The sequence below is a fragment of the Vibrio sp. M250220 genome (assembly GCF_036533795.1).
GTDB lineage: Bacteria > Pseudomonadota > Gammaproteobacteria > Enterobacterales > Vibrionaceae > Vibrio.
Window position 1 is genome coordinate 31,308 of record NZ_JATABI010000016.1, and the last position, 13,215, is coordinate 44,522.

Consider the following 13,215-nt stretch of genomic DNA (forward strand, 5'->3'; position numbering starts at 1 on the left):
AATCCTCTCTAGAATAGTTTTACGATAACAACAATCAGCTTTCCAAGGAGTGAAAGTATGAAATTGCAGTGGTCCCTTTTTGTCACCCTCTTTTTGCTACCTTTTTCAACATTTGCTGCTTCCTCGAACACACAAGTTTTACCATTAACCCAATCCACCATTGGTTATGCATCGCTCATCATCTTCGCTATCGCCTATACCTTGGTGATGCTAGAGGAGTACCTGCAGCTAAGGAAATCAAAACCTGTATTACTTGCCGCAGGCTTAATCTGGGCAATGATTGGTTACGTCTATTCCCAATACGATCAGGTTGAAGTTGCTAAGGCTGCGTTGGAACATAACCTGCTTGAGTATGCGGAGTTATTGCTGTTTTTGTTAGTCGCGATGACCTACATCAGCGCAATGGAAGAGAGGCGGCTGTTCGATGCACTTCAGGCTTGGATGGTCGGCAAAGGATTTAACTTTAAATCACTCTTTTGGCTAACTGGTATTCTCGCCTTCTTTATTTCACCGATCGCCGATAACCTGACCACCGCACTGCTAATGTGCGCAGTCGTGATGAAAGTTGCAGGCGATAATACCAAATTCATTAATCTAGCCTGTATCAACATCGTTATCGCGGCCAATGCCGGAGGTGCCTTCAGTCCATTTGGTGATATCACCACTCTAATGGTTTGGCAGGCAGGGCACGTCTCGTTTGGAGAGTTCATGCCCTTGTTTGTACCCTCCGTCATCAACTACCTTGTGCCAGCGTTTATTATGTCGTTCTTCATTCCTAAGACTCGCCCAGATGTCGTCCACCAACATGTCGAGCTAAAACGAGGAGCTAGGCGCATCGTCTTTTTGTTTGTTCTTACCATAGCAACAGCGGTTGCTTTTCATGCTGTCCTGCACTTTCCACCCGTGGTCGGTATGATGATGGGGCTCGCCTATCTGCAATTTTTCGGATTCTTCTTGCGCAAAACCCTTAAAGCTTCTCTACATAAAAAAGCAGCGCGGGCAATAGAAAATCGAGATGATCATGCGTTAAAACGTTTAGGCTCAGTGGTGCCTTTTGACGTGTTCCGACGCGTCTCTCATGCAGAATGGGACACGTTGTTATTTTTCTATGGCGTCGTGATGTGCGTTGGCGGCCTGAACCTTCTAGGCTATTTAGGTATGATCTCTGAAGTCATGTATACCCAATGGGATCCGGTGCTAGCGAACGTGATGGTCGGAATACTTTCTGCCATTGTCGATAATATCCCAGTGATGTTTGCGGTATTGACCATGGAGCCAGTCATGAGTATGGGCAACTGGTTATTGGTCACTCTTACTGCTGGTGTGGGAGGAAGCTTATTGTCGATAGGCTCAGCAGCAGGTGTAGCATTGATGGGAGCGGCGCATGGAAAATACACCTTCTTTGGTCACTTGAAATGGCTGCCAGTCATCGCGATGGGCTACGTGGCTAGTATTGCTGCCCATCTATTGCTAAATGGTGCTCTCTTTACTTAATCACTTCAGCGGGCAAAGGAGAGAAATCTCTCTTTTGCCACGTACTGGCCAACTGGTATTTCGCACACACGTTGCACGTCAGTAACTCGTTATTGCCGTGAATTCGCATTACGATGTCTTCACGCTTCTCCTTCGAGCTATTGCGCATCTGGATGGTCAGGTAGTTATCTTTCACTTCAAACGTTTTTGTCACATCCAGATGGTTCTCCTTGATAAAAGTCACTTGAGCGTCTTTAAATTCCAGCAGATCACCGTTGTACTGGTTTTCGAAGACCCCTTCAAATGAATACGTTTGCTTGTTGAGAATGCGTTCTGTCTTCTCTTCTGAACACCCCATTAGGGCGACTGGCAATAAACCACACACCAACAACGCAGTGCTTTTTACCCGTGTTACCATTCCATCACTCCGATTGCTCTAACTGCAATAGCTGCGCTTTGCGTTCTACGCCTCCTGCGTACCCTGTTAGCTTACCACTTTTTCCAATCACCCTGTGACACGGTACAATCACAGAAACAGGATTTTTGCCATTCGCTAACCCTACGGCTCTAACGGCCTTGGGGTTACCAATCGCATTAGCAAGATCCTGATAGCTCCAGGTTTCTCCATATGGAATAGTGGCTAGCGCCTTCCAAACTTGAGTCTGAAATACGGTGCCTTTGGCTGCAACAGGAAGATCAAAATTGGTGCGAGAGCCAGAGAAATACTCAGTCAATTGGACAACCGCTTGGCAAAGAATGGGGTTGTCTTCCGTGTAGATCCCCAAACTGCCTGGCTGAGTCGTTTGAGTTTCAAACCAAGCACCGACTAGCCCCTCTTGGTTCGCTTGCAGCGTCATGACACCTAATGGTGATTGAAATGTGGTGTAGTAGTTTGTCATGCGTGACTCCAACAATGAAAGGTTGCGTAGCTTCCCCAAGGAGAAACTGTATTCGTAGTGAGGTTGGGGAAAGCCTTGAGTGCTTTTTTCACCACTAGGTCACTCTCCAAAAAACAGTTAGGTTCTGAAGCGCCTCGTAAACGCGCATAGTTCATCGTCCATGGTCCGATTCCCTTTATTTCAAGCCAGGACTCCGGTGGTGCATCAGGGTGACAGGTCATGTAGGCAGCAAATCTTGCCAGCGTATCCTTGCGGCTTTGAGGCATCCGCAAGAATGATAAATCTGCACCGTTCACTTCACTCGGAGTGGGGAAATGCGTGACGCCATCTGGCTGCAAAGTGGTTGCCAGCAAGTTCAATTGCCCAATGGCAGCTTTGATAGAGACCTGTTGACCAAGAATTGCCCTGACCCCCGCTTCCCAAGGACTCCAAACCCCAGGGATACGAATACCCGATTGCTTGATTAGCTTTGGCTCGATGTCATGTAAATGTTTCTCGATCAGTAACAAGTCACTGTCGAGATCGAACATACGCCGAACCTGATTAACCAACGACCTCAGGCACGAAATGTCATCGAGTTTAAACTGCAATCTTACAATGCCCGTTTTGGGGTTTGATACAGAAAACCAACCGGCTTGCCCTTCCAACTCGAAGCAACGTTGATAGTCGTCTGCCCCCACCCGTTCCAATCCGTTGATCGCTCTCAAACGATAGAAATCGAGCATGTGCTGCCAATCAAAGGGGCCTCGGTAAGCAAGATCGATATGATTCATCTCTGCACAAGCCACCAAATCCTTCTTTATCTGGGACGGTGTCAATTTCAGCTGCTGCTTGAACGCATCATTAAAACGACGAAGACTATTGAATCCACTCGCCAAAGCAACCTCTGTCACGGAGAGACGGCTGGTATGCAGCAACTGCTTCGCGAACATCAATTGATAACACAGCGCGTATTGCTTGGGGGACATACCAATATAGTGGCTGAACAACTTACGTAGATAGCGGTCTGAGATCCCGAGTCGCTCAGAGAGTTCGACTAGAGAAGCGTGTTGCAAAGCGCCTTGTTCAATTAACTTAACCGCACGCTGAAATGTCGCCTCGACGCCTTTCCATGCCCAAGAACTTGGCGCACTATCTGGGCGGCAGCGTAAACAAGGTCGATAACCCGCCTGCAATGCGAGGGCCTTATCAAAAAAGTACTCGACGTTTTCTTCCTTGGGTAGATTTGCTGGGCAAATCGGTCGACAAAAGATTCCTGTGGTTTTCACTGCCACGTAAAAACACCCATCAAAACGGCTGTCTCTTGCCATTCTCGCGTTATGGCAATCTTTTTTTGTCAAAAATGTCATTCCCTGAGCCATCATTTTTCCGATACGCTTCAAACTGTTATTTAAATTCTAAATCGGATAACAATAAATACTAGCCATTTTCGGCACTCAATGAGATTGCGAAGCCATTTTCCTCATCTAAAGTTATAGATGAAACCTTAAAAAATAATAAGGAAGTTGGCTATGCATCTACACTCTTGCACTGTTGTGCTTAAAAGCGATCTCACTATGACATGCGATAATGTTGAACAAATCTTAGGCATTATTGACCAACACGGCCCCATCAATATCGACAAAATTTTAATTGATGCCTTCGATGGTCAGTCGATACGTCGCTATCATGAATTAACGATTGAGGAGTCAATTGAGAGCTTAATGAGCCTTTAAAAGCAGTAGTCGCAAGGTAGCGTTAGCAGCTATCTTGTCCAACATGGATACAATAAAGCCTCGCATTAGCGAGGCTTTGATTTAAAGCGAGTTATTCAGCGACGGAAAAATCTGCCATCTGCTGCAAGCTATATGCAGTGACTGGGTCAATCGTTTTCACCAACTCTTCCACTTGCTTAATCGCATCTACCGAACTGCTCGCTTTACGATAGCTGAGGTAGATAGGACGATACCAATCCTCAACTCCCTGAACTTTGAACAGCTGTCCACTTGCTAAGAAGGGCTCGACGAGGGAGATTGGTAAGTAAGCACTTCCACCTTTTTCAAGGATGAATTCCAAAGCAATTCTGGCTGTAGATGTACGTAAGTAAGGCGCTGCGATTCTAGCGTGACGCTCCGCGTGCTCAGAGGCAAACTTCGTCCCCCAGTCAACATAGACATACTTATCTTCAAATACCGTATCTAACGCATCTTGCTTAGTCGAGACCAGCACAAGCACGACATCGGCGACTTTTTTACAGTGAAGTTCATCTGCTTTAATTTGATCAAAGGCGAAAGCCATATCGAGGGTGCGTTCTTGCAATTGACGAGTTAATGCTTCGCGACCCAAGATCTCAGCCATAAAGCCATAACCTTCAAATTCATCGGTCACTAGGCTGAGACAGTTCTGAAGATAGGCATCCCACACATTGGCAGTACCACCTAAAGTTAATTGCAGGGCTTTGCCACTTTCCAACGAAAGTTCCAGTTTAGCCTGTTGTAAGGTACTCACCATGACTTCGGCATAACCGATGAGTCGTTCACCAGAAGAGGTCAACTTGATGTTGTTTCGGTCTCGAATAAATAGCTGGGTGTCAAAGTAGCTTTCAAGTTGTTTAATGCGGGCACTAACAGCCGCTTGGGTGATGTACAGATTCTCTGCCGCTTTGCCAAAATGTCTGACTTGAGCCAGTTCTAAAAACGTTCTAAAGACTTTTACGTCCATTGGTTTTCCTCTACCGACAATCTTGCAATGTTAGCAAGTTCGATGAATTCTTATAATCTTCAGGTCACTAAAGTGTTATCTAAATTTAATAAAACTATTCAATAGTAATGATAAAAAGGTTTTGTTTTTCTTTTGTTAATTTTACGCCTAACTTTCGCTCTAGGTCACCCATTTAGGATCAATTAGAGGCTAACAAAATGTCTGACACCGAATTTCGTCATGGCAAAAAACGTTTTTACGACAATACTAAGTTCCCACGAGGATTCGCTAAGTCTGGCGATTTTACGCTTGCTGAGGAAGAAATTCTAACGCTTTATGGCGACACTATGCTTGGCTTAGAGTCTGGTGATTTAACGCCTGAAAACGCCGAAGAGAAACATTTTGTCAAAGTATTAGTCCATCCAGGCAAAGCGAAATCAAAACTTGAGCGTGTATGGCTTAAATATGTTCAGTTAGCTCGTGGCCGCAAGCGTTTCCATACTCTAAATGGTCGCAATAAACCTGAAGCAGGCGCTGATGACTACTCAGAAGACGCAAGCTTAGTAGAAGAAGATTAAGCACCAAATTAAAAGCCCTGAGCGCAATACGTTCAGGGCTTTGTCTATTTAGCGAGCATCGCCACTTTCTTAAGAAAGCTGTCACGCAGATGTTCTTGGTCATAGTCGAGGTGGTAGGTGTTGTGAAAACCAACTTTTAACTCGACGCCATTCCCCCGCATATAAACGTTATAGCCATCATAGTCGGAGAATGCCTCCACCCCCTCATATATTTTACCGTGCTCAGTTGGCGTTCCATTCGCCATAACGGTTTCATATGCCATAAGAATTTTGCTCGGATCAAGTTCGTTTTTCATCCCCAACCTCCTTTATTTCACACTGAAAGTATGAGCAGAAATGGCCTATTTAGCCAATCCGAACCTTGAGCCGTATCAAAATCTAGACGTTTTTGTCTTCTCTAACCAATTCCGCCAAGGTCGCTAATCGTTGCTGGCTATTTTTGACATATGGGTTATCAGTATCCCAAGCATATCCAGCCAAGATTGAGCTAATCATCTCTTTAATACGCGGGTTTGGGCGCTGATAGAAGATCACATCTTGTAGTGTGCCGTTATACCAACCTTCTACGTAGGTTCTGAAGGTGTTAACGCCAACCATCAAAGGCTCCGCATACTCTTTTTGCCAATCCACGGCCTGTCCACTGAGCTGACGAACAATACAATCTGCCGCAAAGTGTGCCGATTTCATCGCAATAGTCACGCCAGAAGAGAACACTGGGTCAAGAAATTCGCCCGCGTTACCAAGCAAAGCGTAGTGCGATGTCGCAAGATGTTTAACGTTGGCTGAATAACCACCGAGTTCGCCAGCAGGGTTAGGATACTCAGCATTCGCCAACAAGCGAGCTAAACCCGGCTCCTCACTAGCCAGCTGTTCAATTGCCTCTATCTTGTCTTGTGGGTACTTGTCGAAGAACTCAGGCTCACCAACAATACCAAATGAGCACACGCCATTGGAAAAAGGAATTAGCCAGTACCAAACATCATGATTATCAGGATGGACAGAGATCAGAATCTTATTGCGGTCATACTCCATATCTTCAACGTCGATGTTGCCAACGATATGAGTGAAAATCGCTTTACGTGGTGGAAGACACGATGGCTCTTCAAGATCGAGCATTCTTGGTAGAACACGTCCAAAGCCACTGGCATCGAGCACATAGTCGGCTTCTATCTGATAGGGATTACCTTGATGATCCGTGATCGTAAGCAGCGAGCGCTGGTCAATGAACTCGAGTGCCGTCAGTTCATGTTTGTAACGAATTTCGACACCTTGTTGTGCAGCACTGTCGGCAAGTACCTTGTCAAAGTTACCACGCTGAACTTGGTATGTGGTTCCCGGGCCACTGCTAAACTTTTCAGTAAAGTTGAATTGGGTATAGACACCATTGCGTCTAAATGCGGCGCCATCTTTATATTGGAAGCCGTATGCGTTTACGGCCTCTAGCATTCCAGCCTGCTCAACCACTTCCATACACGCTGGCAACAAACTTTCTCCAATCGAAAAGCGAGGGAACTCGGCCTTTTCAATTACAATGACTTTGATATTTTGCGCATTAAGCAGCGCAGAAACGGTAGAACCAGAGGGCCCGGCACCGACAACAACAACTTGAGTAAATTCTTTATTCATCATTATTTTTTATATTGCTCATGTTCAGATAAAGTGACTATTTTGACGTCAACTTTAATAAGGTGTGACCGAGTCCGATATCATCCGTTCTCTCAATCACGGCTAAGCCCGCCTCTTCGACAATCTCCAGAAAATCGTCGCTACGATAAAAGCGGCTATTGCCATTGGCTAAACAGGTGAAGTATAGCGAGGTCGCGTTTAGACTATACGATGCGGCATCATATTTCTGTGCATCCCAAAACAGCTCTAGAATATAGACGGCATCGCCAGGACGAAGTTGTTGCTTCACACGTTTCAAGATACTCAAGATCTCCATCGGAGAGAAACAGTCTAGGAACTGGCTCATCCACCAGATATCTGCTTGAGGGGGCAGAGTTTGCTGTTTGTCGAGCATATTGGCTGGGAAAGGCGTAACACGCTGTTCAAAACCGTGCTGCACTGCATTGGCCATAGCCATTTCCAATTGCTGAGGTAGGTCGACAATGGTGACCTGAACCTCACTGTCATATCCACAGCACTGCATCGCCCATTTACCAGTGTTACCACCGATATCAACGATCTGCTTTGGCTGTGATTTGAAGACTTCTTGAAGTAAAACAGGGAAAGAACGATCGGAGTAGAAGTGATCAAATTTAAACCAGCTTTGCTTCGCTCTTTCTGGCAATTGTGAGAGGCCTTGATAAATCGTCTCCCATTCACCCAACTCTTTCAGTCCTGCGGGCTTACCTTCCACTATCGATTCAGTTAAGTGCATCATCGCCGCATAACAAACGTCTGCGGTGAAATCCATGTTGGCGTTGGTCATGCCATCGTGGAGAATAAAAAAGCCTAGATTGGCTAATGAATAGTTAGGTTTTTGCCATAAAACAATGTTTGCACTGATGGCCATATCGAGTAGCACTTTTACGCCATACTCTGAAACGTCGGTTTTTTGTGCAATCGCGGCAGCATCTAAGCCTTCACTGCCTGCATCGTCAAGTACAGTTAAAATACCTAAGTCACGCAAAGTACGCGCCGTGTGAAATACAATCGGTGCAAATGAAAGCTTTTGAGCTTCTGTCTTCGCCTCTAGTGCGTTGAATGGATCTTTAATTTTGTTTACCACGAAAAACCTAACTATTAGTTGCTAATTAATTACTGACCAGAAGCCGTTAACGCTAACTGACGCTTAATATCTACGTTTAGATTGTTTATCCAACGGTTGTAGTTACGGTGAATTTTGCCACCTTTCTCTTTTAGGTTTTCTGAGTTGAGATAAATTATTGAGTAAAATTTGTCGCTAAATGGGATTTTTATCTCAGCGTAGTGGTCACGAACATGAATTTTTGCGTTCAATTCTGTTGGACTCACTTCTTCGACAATCCAACCGCGATTCGTCGCAGCTTGCATTATCGCCATCTTAACTTGTTTGCTTTGAAGATTATATCCAACTGGAGTATCCTCAACATTCATTACAGGCTGAACTCGCCCACAACCAACAAGTAATAACGCTAACAAAAGTGAGCCGAGTAACTTAAATGATGACATATTATTATTTCCTTAATTAAGTGTAAGTCTGCAATAGTATTTCGCTGTAAAAACAACAATTCAAATTTTTATGTCAAATTCAGAAATCAATATCTCATTTAACATCGATGCATGGCTCGCACATTCTAACGGACTTTCCACGTCTCAAAATTGGGAAAGCTGGGCAAATAACTTGGAATGGCCGCAAGACGGTACCCTGATTTGCTCAGCCATACCACCGATGATGCGCCGTAGAATGAGTCATTTAAGCAAACTAGCGGTTCAAACGAGCATTGAACTGTTAAATGAACACGAGATTGATTATCTGGTTTTTGCCAGCCGCCACGGAGAACTGCACCGCAGTATTGCTTTAGTGGGTGATATCTTACGTGGCGAAGAAGCCTCTCCAATGGCTTTTTCCCAATCTGTGCACAATACCGCAGCCGGACTTGCCACCATCGCAACCAAAAAAACCATTCCTCTAACCTCAATTGCAGCCGCTGAAAATACGTTTCAAAGTGCCTTGCTTGAGGCTTGGCTTTATCTCAATGATCATCCAGATCATAAAGTACTGGTTGTCGATTTTGATGAACCGGTTCCAGAAGCCTATCAGCAATATGAACATCAGCAGTATCAAGGTTATGGACTGGGCTTGGTGTTGTCGGTTGGAAAGCAGTACCAAATCTCCAAACAGAGTAACGATAGCGGCCAGCCCCATTCTCTACCTCAAGGGTTAGAGTTTATTCGTCAGTTCGTTTCTGAGCGAAATGAATGGGCTATTTGTGCCAACAATCAAATCTGGAATTGGCAACGAAAATGATTAAGTTAGGTCAATATTGGCGTGTGTTCGCAACTGGATTCTGTTTTTCAGTTTTTGGCTTAGGTGGATTAGCGCTCAGCTTTATTGTTATTCCTACTATTCGCATATTGTACCGTGATAAAAGGGCCAGAGAATATAAAGTTCAGAATACGATACAGCGATCATTTAACTTTTTCTGCAAGCTGATGAAGTTGACCGGCGCCATTGATTATAAAATCCTAGGCGCTGACACTTTGCACAATGATAAAAATTGCTTAATTGTTGCTAATCATCCAAGTCTCATTGATTACGTTTTAATCGCCTCTCAGCTAGAACGCTGCGATTGCCTCGTCAAATCAGCGATATGGGACAACCCGTTTATGAAGCATATTGTCAAAGCGGCGGGTTATATTCCAAATGAAACGCCAGACGATTTATTGGCAATATGCGAACAACGCTTTGAACAAGGAAATGTTTTATTAGTTTTTCCTGAAGGCACGCGAACAACACCTGGCGTTGAATCCAAACTTCAACGTGGTGCTGCGCAAATTGCCGTCCGCACAGGTCGAGATTTGCGCATCATTCACATCACCGTTTCTCCGAGCTTTCTCACAAAAGAGAAAAAGTGGTATCAAGTCCCCCCAACTAAGCCTTTTTTCCTAGTAGAGGTTAAGGATAAAGTTGAGGTTAAGCCCTTTATAGAGCAAACTACGTCTCCGACACTTGCTGCCAGACGCTTGCAGCAGCATTTATCAGAGACACTCTTTCCAGAAAACCCAAGTCACAAGTAGGTCCACGTGGAAAAACTACATAACGAAATCAAACAACTTATAATTGATGCGCTTAATCTAGAAGACCTAACTGTCGAAGAGATTGAAACGGACGCTCCACTATTCGGCGATGGTCTAGGCTTAGACTCAATCGATGCCCTCGAACTCGGTTTAGCGATTAAGAAAAAGTACAACATTGTCATTGACGCAGATGATTCCAATACTCGTGAACATTTTGCATCTGTAAGCAATCTGGCAAACTATATCTCTTCGCAAATCAGTGAGTAATGAGTAGGTAATTTCATGACTGACGTAAATAAACAGCAAGTATTTGAGCAAGTTAAAGACGCACTTGAAGAGCTTTTTGAAATCGATGCATCAGATATCGTTCCTGAAGCACATCTGTATCAAGATCTCGACCTTGATAGCATCGATGCTGTCGATCTCGTGGTTCATCTGCAAAACGTAACTGGCAAGAAAATCAAACCTGCGGAATTCAGTACCGTGCGTACAGTTGATGACGTGGTCAATGCAGTCACAGAGCTTCTGAAGGAAGCCTAATGCGTCAATTGCTGACAATTCTGTCTGCAGTTGTCCTGCTCGCCTACCCATTCGCTGTCTACTTCGGCATTGAAAAATATGGCTTTTCCTTGGTGGGGATACTGCTTATCGCCGCCTTGGGAATTCGACTGCTCAGTGTCCAACGCAGCCAATTAAAAGAACTCAAGTACGTAGCTCAAGTCAGTGCGGTAACCGGTATTTCGTTGGTAGCCATTGGCATGTTGTTTAAACAGCATGGTTGGCTGACGTTTTATCCTGTGGTGGTCAACCTGTGTATGTTAGTGGTGTTCGCCAGCAGTTTTAAGCAGCCACAAACCATCATCGAAAGATTGGCACGGCTGCAAGAACCTGAGTTACCTCCGAGTGGCGTACAATACACACGTAAAGTGACTGCGGTTTGGTGCGGTTTCTTTATCTTAAATGGACTATTCGCACTTTACACCTGCTTTCACTCCATGGAACTTTGGACCTTATATAACGGTCTGATCAGTTACTTACTCGCGGGTTCCTTGTTTGCTGTTGAGTGGATTGTTCGCCAGTTTATCCGAAAGGACCGATAGACATCATGTACCTTGACCAAGCTGACTTTTGCTCGCTCACTGATCTGCTGTGTGCCCAGCGCCCAAGTCTTTATCCTGTCGCATTTGCAGAACAAAACACCTTTAGCTGGATGCAGTTCCAAGCCGATATTGAGCGCTTTCAAACTCTTTTGAACCAACACAGCGCTGAGAAAATCGCGTTGTGTTGCGCAAACAGCTATCTGTTTGCGGTTGGTTTTTTTGCCGTCTGCTACGCCAACAAACGTTTGGTGTTACCTGGCAATTATCAACCTGAAGCGGTACGTGAATTAAGCTCTCACTTCGATCTACTGCTCCACGATGACTTGGTTCCCGTTGTTGAGTCTGTTCCTTCGTTGTTACTCAGCCGTTCAACAGAACCGTTGTCGGAGCCAACGCCATATTTATCGTCACCTCTTGATGTCGACGCTGTGACCCTGACCTTATTTACCTCGGGTTCAAGTGGAAAAGCAAAGGCGATAGTTAAAACCCTGCGCCAGCTAGATAACGAGATCGCCATTCTCGAGTCACTATGGGGCAATCAGCTAACGGGTTCTCGAATTGAGAGCACTGTGTCTCACCAACATATTTATGGCCTGCTATTTCGCCTGTTATGGCCATTATGTTCAGGGCGTCCGTTCGCGGTGCACAACCTTGAGTTTCCTGAGCAGCTCGTTCACCACGCGAGTCATGACACCGTGCTTATCAGCAGTCCTGCGTTATTAAAGCGCCTGAGTGAAGAACACGATAGCGCTCCGCTGCGCGCCATCTTCTCTTCTGGAGGACCGCTGACGCACAGTGCTGCCCTGCATAGCCAAGAACTATTCGGTTCACTTCCAATCGAAGTGTTTGGCAGCACAGAGACTGGGGGAATCGCTCACCGAAAACAAGCTGTGCCAACCACACCATGGAGACTGTTTCCAAGTGTCGAAGCGCAACTTAACAGTGAGCGTTGTCTGCGATTAAAAGCCCCCCACATTGACGGCGATAACTGGTACCAAACTGCCGACGAATGCCACTTCCATGATACAGTCTGTTTTGAGCTGAAAGGGCGTACCGATCGTATTGTCAAAGTAGAAGAAAAAAGGATTTCTCTGGTCGAAGTCGAGAAACGTCTTGAACAGCTCGACTGGATCGAGGAAAGTGCGGTTATACCGCAAAGCGAAGGAAATCGCATCGCACTGTGCGCGGTTATCGTCTTAACTCCGGCTGGTGAACAGGAGATAACACAACTCGGAAAAGGCAAATTCTGGATTGCTCTTCGTCAAGCGTTACGCAACTGGCTAGAGCCAATCGCGATTCCACGTAAGTACCGTGTTGTCGATGAAGTGCCGCTAAATAGTCAGGGCAAGCGCCAAGTCGCTGACATTGAAAAATTGTTCCAATCATAAACATTAAGTAGCACCATGGATAAAAGAAAACCAACGATCACAAATGTTGTCATTCAAGGTAACCAAGCCACCCTTAGCGCTAAGGTTGATGCGGATATCTTGGATTTTCGTGGTCACTTTAGCCATTTCCCGCTTTTACCGGGAGTCAGTCAGATTGACTGGGCACTCTTTTATGCGATTGAGTACCTCAACACTCCACCGACATTTAAAGGCATGGAAGTGATTAAGTTTCAAGAGCCTATCCTTCCAGATGCCCAGATTACCTTAGAGCTGATCTGGGACGATGAAAAACAAAAGCTGACCTTTAAATACAGCTCAATTCACAACGAACAACGGGTTATCCACTCATCTGGAAAAATGAAATTAAGGGGCTAAG

The 13,215-nt window shown here is 45.2% G+C and carries 18 protein-coding genes; 10 read left to right on the top strand and 8 right to left on the bottom strand.

Annotation, left to right across the window (positions count from 1 at the left end):
* Positions 1-57 precede the first annotated feature (57 nt).
* Positions 58-1,494, top strand: coding sequence for a sodium:proton antiporter NhaD (gene nhaD, locus QTN94_RS08065; protein ID WP_331427393.1), 1,437 nt, complete (start codon positions 58-60; stop codon positions 1,492-1,494).
* Here the strand turns inward: nhaD and QTN94_RS08070 are convergent.
* From QTN94_RS08070 to QTN94_RS08080, 3 genes are read right to left on the bottom strand one after another with little or no spacing between them, the layout of a single operon-like run.
* A complete protein-coding gene (locus QTN94_RS08070; RefSeq protein WP_331427394.1) occupies positions 1,487-1,891 on the bottom strand; it encodes a hypothetical protein in 405 nt (134 codons plus the stop codon). The two genes, nhaD and QTN94_RS08070, sit on opposite strands and share 8 nt — an antisense overlap.
* A 4-nt stretch (positions 1,892-1,895) precedes the next feature.
* A complete protein-coding gene (locus tag QTN94_RS08075) occupies positions 1,896-2,372 on the bottom strand; it encodes a methylated-DNA--[protein]-cysteine S-methyltransferase (RefSeq protein ID WP_331427395.1) in 477 nt (158 codons plus the stop codon).
* Entirely contained in the window at positions 2,369-3,736 is a 1,368-nt protein-coding gene (locus QTN94_RS08080) for a DNA-3-methyladenine glycosylase 2 family protein (RefSeq protein WP_443088786.1), read from the bottom strand. Before QTN94_RS08080 ends, QTN94_RS08075 begins: the two co-directional genes overlap by 4 nt.
* 147 nt (positions 3,737-3,883) lie before the next feature.
* Here QTN94_RS08080 and QTN94_RS08085 point away from each other — a divergent pair, with 147 nt between their 5' ends.
* Positions 3,884-4,087: a hypothetical protein gene (locus QTN94_RS08085; protein ID WP_138971157.1), complete on the top strand. Its 204-nt coding sequence runs from the start codon at positions 3,884-3,886 to the stop codon at positions 4,085-4,087.
* A 91-nt stretch (positions 4,088-4,178) separates the two neighbouring features.
* On the opposite strand, the gene QTN94_RS08090 is transcribed toward QTN94_RS08085, so the two are convergent.
* Entirely contained in the window at positions 4,179-5,072 is an 894-nt protein-coding gene (locus tag QTN94_RS08090; protein ID WP_138971156.1) for a LysR family transcriptional regulator, read from the bottom strand.
* A gap of 197 nt (positions 5,073-5,269) precedes the next feature.
* Between QTN94_RS08090 and QTN94_RS08095 the strand changes: the two genes are divergently transcribed.
* Positions 5,270-5,629 (top strand): DUF413 domain-containing protein, encoded by a 360-nt coding sequence (locus tag QTN94_RS08095; RefSeq protein WP_138971155.1) that lies wholly within the window; start codon positions 5,270-5,272, stop codon positions 5,627-5,629.
* Between the two features lie 44 nt (positions 5,630-5,673).
* Here QTN94_RS08095 and QTN94_RS08100 read toward each other — a convergent pair whose 3' ends face one another.
* The 4 genes from QTN94_RS08100 to QTN94_RS08115 form a co-directional block, all read right to left on the bottom strand.
* Positions 5,674-5,925 (bottom strand): DUF3081 domain-containing protein, encoded by a 252-nt coding sequence (locus QTN94_RS08100; protein ID WP_138971154.1) that lies wholly within the window; start codon positions 5,923-5,925, stop codon positions 5,674-5,676.
* Positions 5,926-6,007: 82 nt separating this feature from the next.
* Positions 6,008-7,255 (bottom strand): NAD(P)/FAD-dependent oxidoreductase, encoded by a 1,248-nt coding sequence (locus QTN94_RS08105; protein ID WP_331427412.1) that lies wholly within the window; start codon positions 7,253-7,255, stop codon positions 6,008-6,010.
* A gap of 37 nt (positions 7,256-7,292) precedes the next feature.
* Positions 7,293-8,360, bottom strand: coding sequence for a class I SAM-dependent methyltransferase (locus QTN94_RS08110; RefSeq protein WP_331417233.1), 1,068 nt, complete (start codon positions 8,358-8,360; stop codon positions 7,293-7,295).
* Positions 8,361-8,389: 29 nt separating this feature from the next.
* Positions 8,390-8,782, bottom strand: coding sequence for a hypothetical protein (locus QTN94_RS08115; RefSeq protein WP_331427397.1), 393 nt, complete (start codon positions 8,780-8,782; stop codon positions 8,390-8,392).
* 70 nt (positions 8,783-8,852) lie between these two features.
* Here QTN94_RS08115 and QTN94_RS08120 point away from each other — a divergent pair, with 70 nt between their 5' ends.
* The 7 genes from QTN94_RS08120 to QTN94_RS08150 are packed head-to-tail and all read left to right on the top strand — an operon-like array spanning position 8,853 to position 13,214.
* Positions 8,853-9,581: a beta-ketoacyl synthase chain length factor gene (locus QTN94_RS08120; RefSeq protein WP_331427398.1), complete on the top strand. Its 729-nt coding sequence runs from the start codon at positions 8,853-8,855 to the stop codon at positions 9,579-9,581.
* Positions 9,578-10,351: a lysophospholipid acyltransferase family protein gene (locus QTN94_RS08125; RefSeq protein WP_331427399.1), complete on the top strand. Its 774-nt coding sequence runs from the start codon at positions 9,578-9,580 to the stop codon at positions 10,349-10,351. The genes QTN94_RS08120 and QTN94_RS08125 overlap by 4 nt, the downstream gene beginning before the upstream one ends.
* 6 nt (positions 10,352-10,357) lie before the next feature.
* On the top strand, positions 10,358-10,618 hold the full coding sequence (locus QTN94_RS08130; RefSeq protein WP_006879085.1) for a phosphopantetheine-binding protein: 261 nt from the start codon (positions 10,358-10,360) through the stop codon (positions 10,616-10,618).
* Positions 10,619-10,633: 15 nt separating this feature from the next.
* Positions 10,634-10,891: an acyl carrier protein gene (locus tag QTN94_RS08135; RefSeq protein ID WP_269375223.1), complete on the top strand. Its 258-nt coding sequence runs from the start codon at positions 10,634-10,636 to the stop codon at positions 10,889-10,891.
* Positions 10,891-11,451 carry a hypothetical protein gene (locus QTN94_RS08140; protein ID WP_331427400.1) on the top strand — a complete coding sequence of 187 codons (561 nt, stop codon included), beginning with the start codon at positions 10,891-10,893 and terminating at the stop codon, positions 11,449-11,451. The genes QTN94_RS08135 and QTN94_RS08140 overlap by 1 nt, the downstream gene beginning before the upstream one ends.
* A gap of 5 nt (positions 11,452-11,456) precedes the next feature.
* Entirely contained in the window at positions 11,457-12,839 is a 1,383-nt protein-coding gene (locus QTN94_RS08145) for an AMP-binding protein (protein ID WP_331427401.1), read from the top strand.
* 15 nt (positions 12,840-12,854) lie between these two features.
* Positions 12,855-13,214 (top strand): ApeI family dehydratase, encoded by a 360-nt coding sequence (locus QTN94_RS08150; protein ID WP_331427402.1) that lies wholly within the window; start codon positions 12,855-12,857, stop codon positions 13,212-13,214.
* Position 13,215: the final 1 nt, after the last annotated feature.

Bases quoted from the DNA above. Each gene is read 5' to 3' on its own strand.
- nhaD (WP_331427393.1), top strand. From the start codon at position 58: ATGAAATTGCAGTGGTCCCTTTTTGTCACCCTCTTTTTGCTACCTTTT.
- QTN94_RS08070 (WP_331427394.1), bottom strand. From the start codon at position 1,891: ATGGTAACACGGGTAAAAAGCACTGCGTTGTTGGTGTGTGGTTTATTG.
- QTN94_RS08075 (WP_331427395.1), bottom strand. From the start codon at position 2,372: ATGACAAACTACTACACCACATTTCAATCACCATTAGGTGTCATGACG.
- QTN94_RS08080 (WP_443088786.1), bottom strand. From the start codon at position 3,736: ATGATGGCTCAGGGAATGACATTTTTGACAAAAAAAGATTGCCATAAC.
- QTN94_RS08085 (WP_138971157.1), top strand. From the start codon at position 3,884: ATGCATCTACACTCTTGCACTGTTGTGCTTAAAAGCGATCTCACTATG.
- QTN94_RS08090 (WP_138971156.1), bottom strand. From the start codon at position 5,072: ATGGACGTAAAAGTCTTTAGAACGTTTTTAGAACTGGCTCAAGTCAGA.
- QTN94_RS08095 (WP_138971155.1), top strand. From the start codon at position 5,270: ATGTCTGACACCGAATTTCGTCATGGCAAAAAACGTTTTTACGACAAT.
- QTN94_RS08100 (WP_138971154.1), bottom strand. From the start codon at position 5,925: ATGAAAAACGAACTTGATCCGAGCAAAATTCTTATGGCATATGAAACC.
- QTN94_RS08105 (WP_331427412.1), bottom strand. From the start codon at position 7,255: ATGAATAAAGAATTTACTCAAGTTGTTGTTGTCGGTGCCGGGCCCTCT.
- QTN94_RS08115 (WP_331427397.1), bottom strand. From the start codon at position 8,782: ATGTCATCATTTAAGTTACTCGGCTCACTTTTGTTAGCGTTATTACTT.
- QTN94_RS08120 (WP_331427398.1), top strand. From the start codon at position 8,853: ATGTCAAATTCAGAAATCAATATCTCATTTAACATCGATGCATGGCTC.
- QTN94_RS08125 (WP_331427399.1), top strand. From the start codon at position 9,578: ATGATTAAGTTAGGTCAATATTGGCGTGTGTTCGCAACTGGATTCTGT.
- QTN94_RS08135 (WP_269375223.1), top strand. From the start codon at position 10,634: ATGACTGACGTAAATAAACAGCAAGTATTTGAGCAAGTTAAAGACGCA.
- QTN94_RS08140 (WP_331427400.1), top strand. From the start codon at position 10,891: ATGCGTCAATTGCTGACAATTCTGTCTGCAGTTGTCCTGCTCGCCTAC.
- QTN94_RS08145 (WP_331427401.1), top strand. From the start codon at position 11,457: ATGTACCTTGACCAAGCTGACTTTTGCTCGCTCACTGATCTGCTGTGT.
- QTN94_RS08150 (WP_331427402.1), top strand. From the start codon at position 12,855: ATGGATAAAAGAAAACCAACGATCACAAATGTTGTCATTCAAGGTAAC.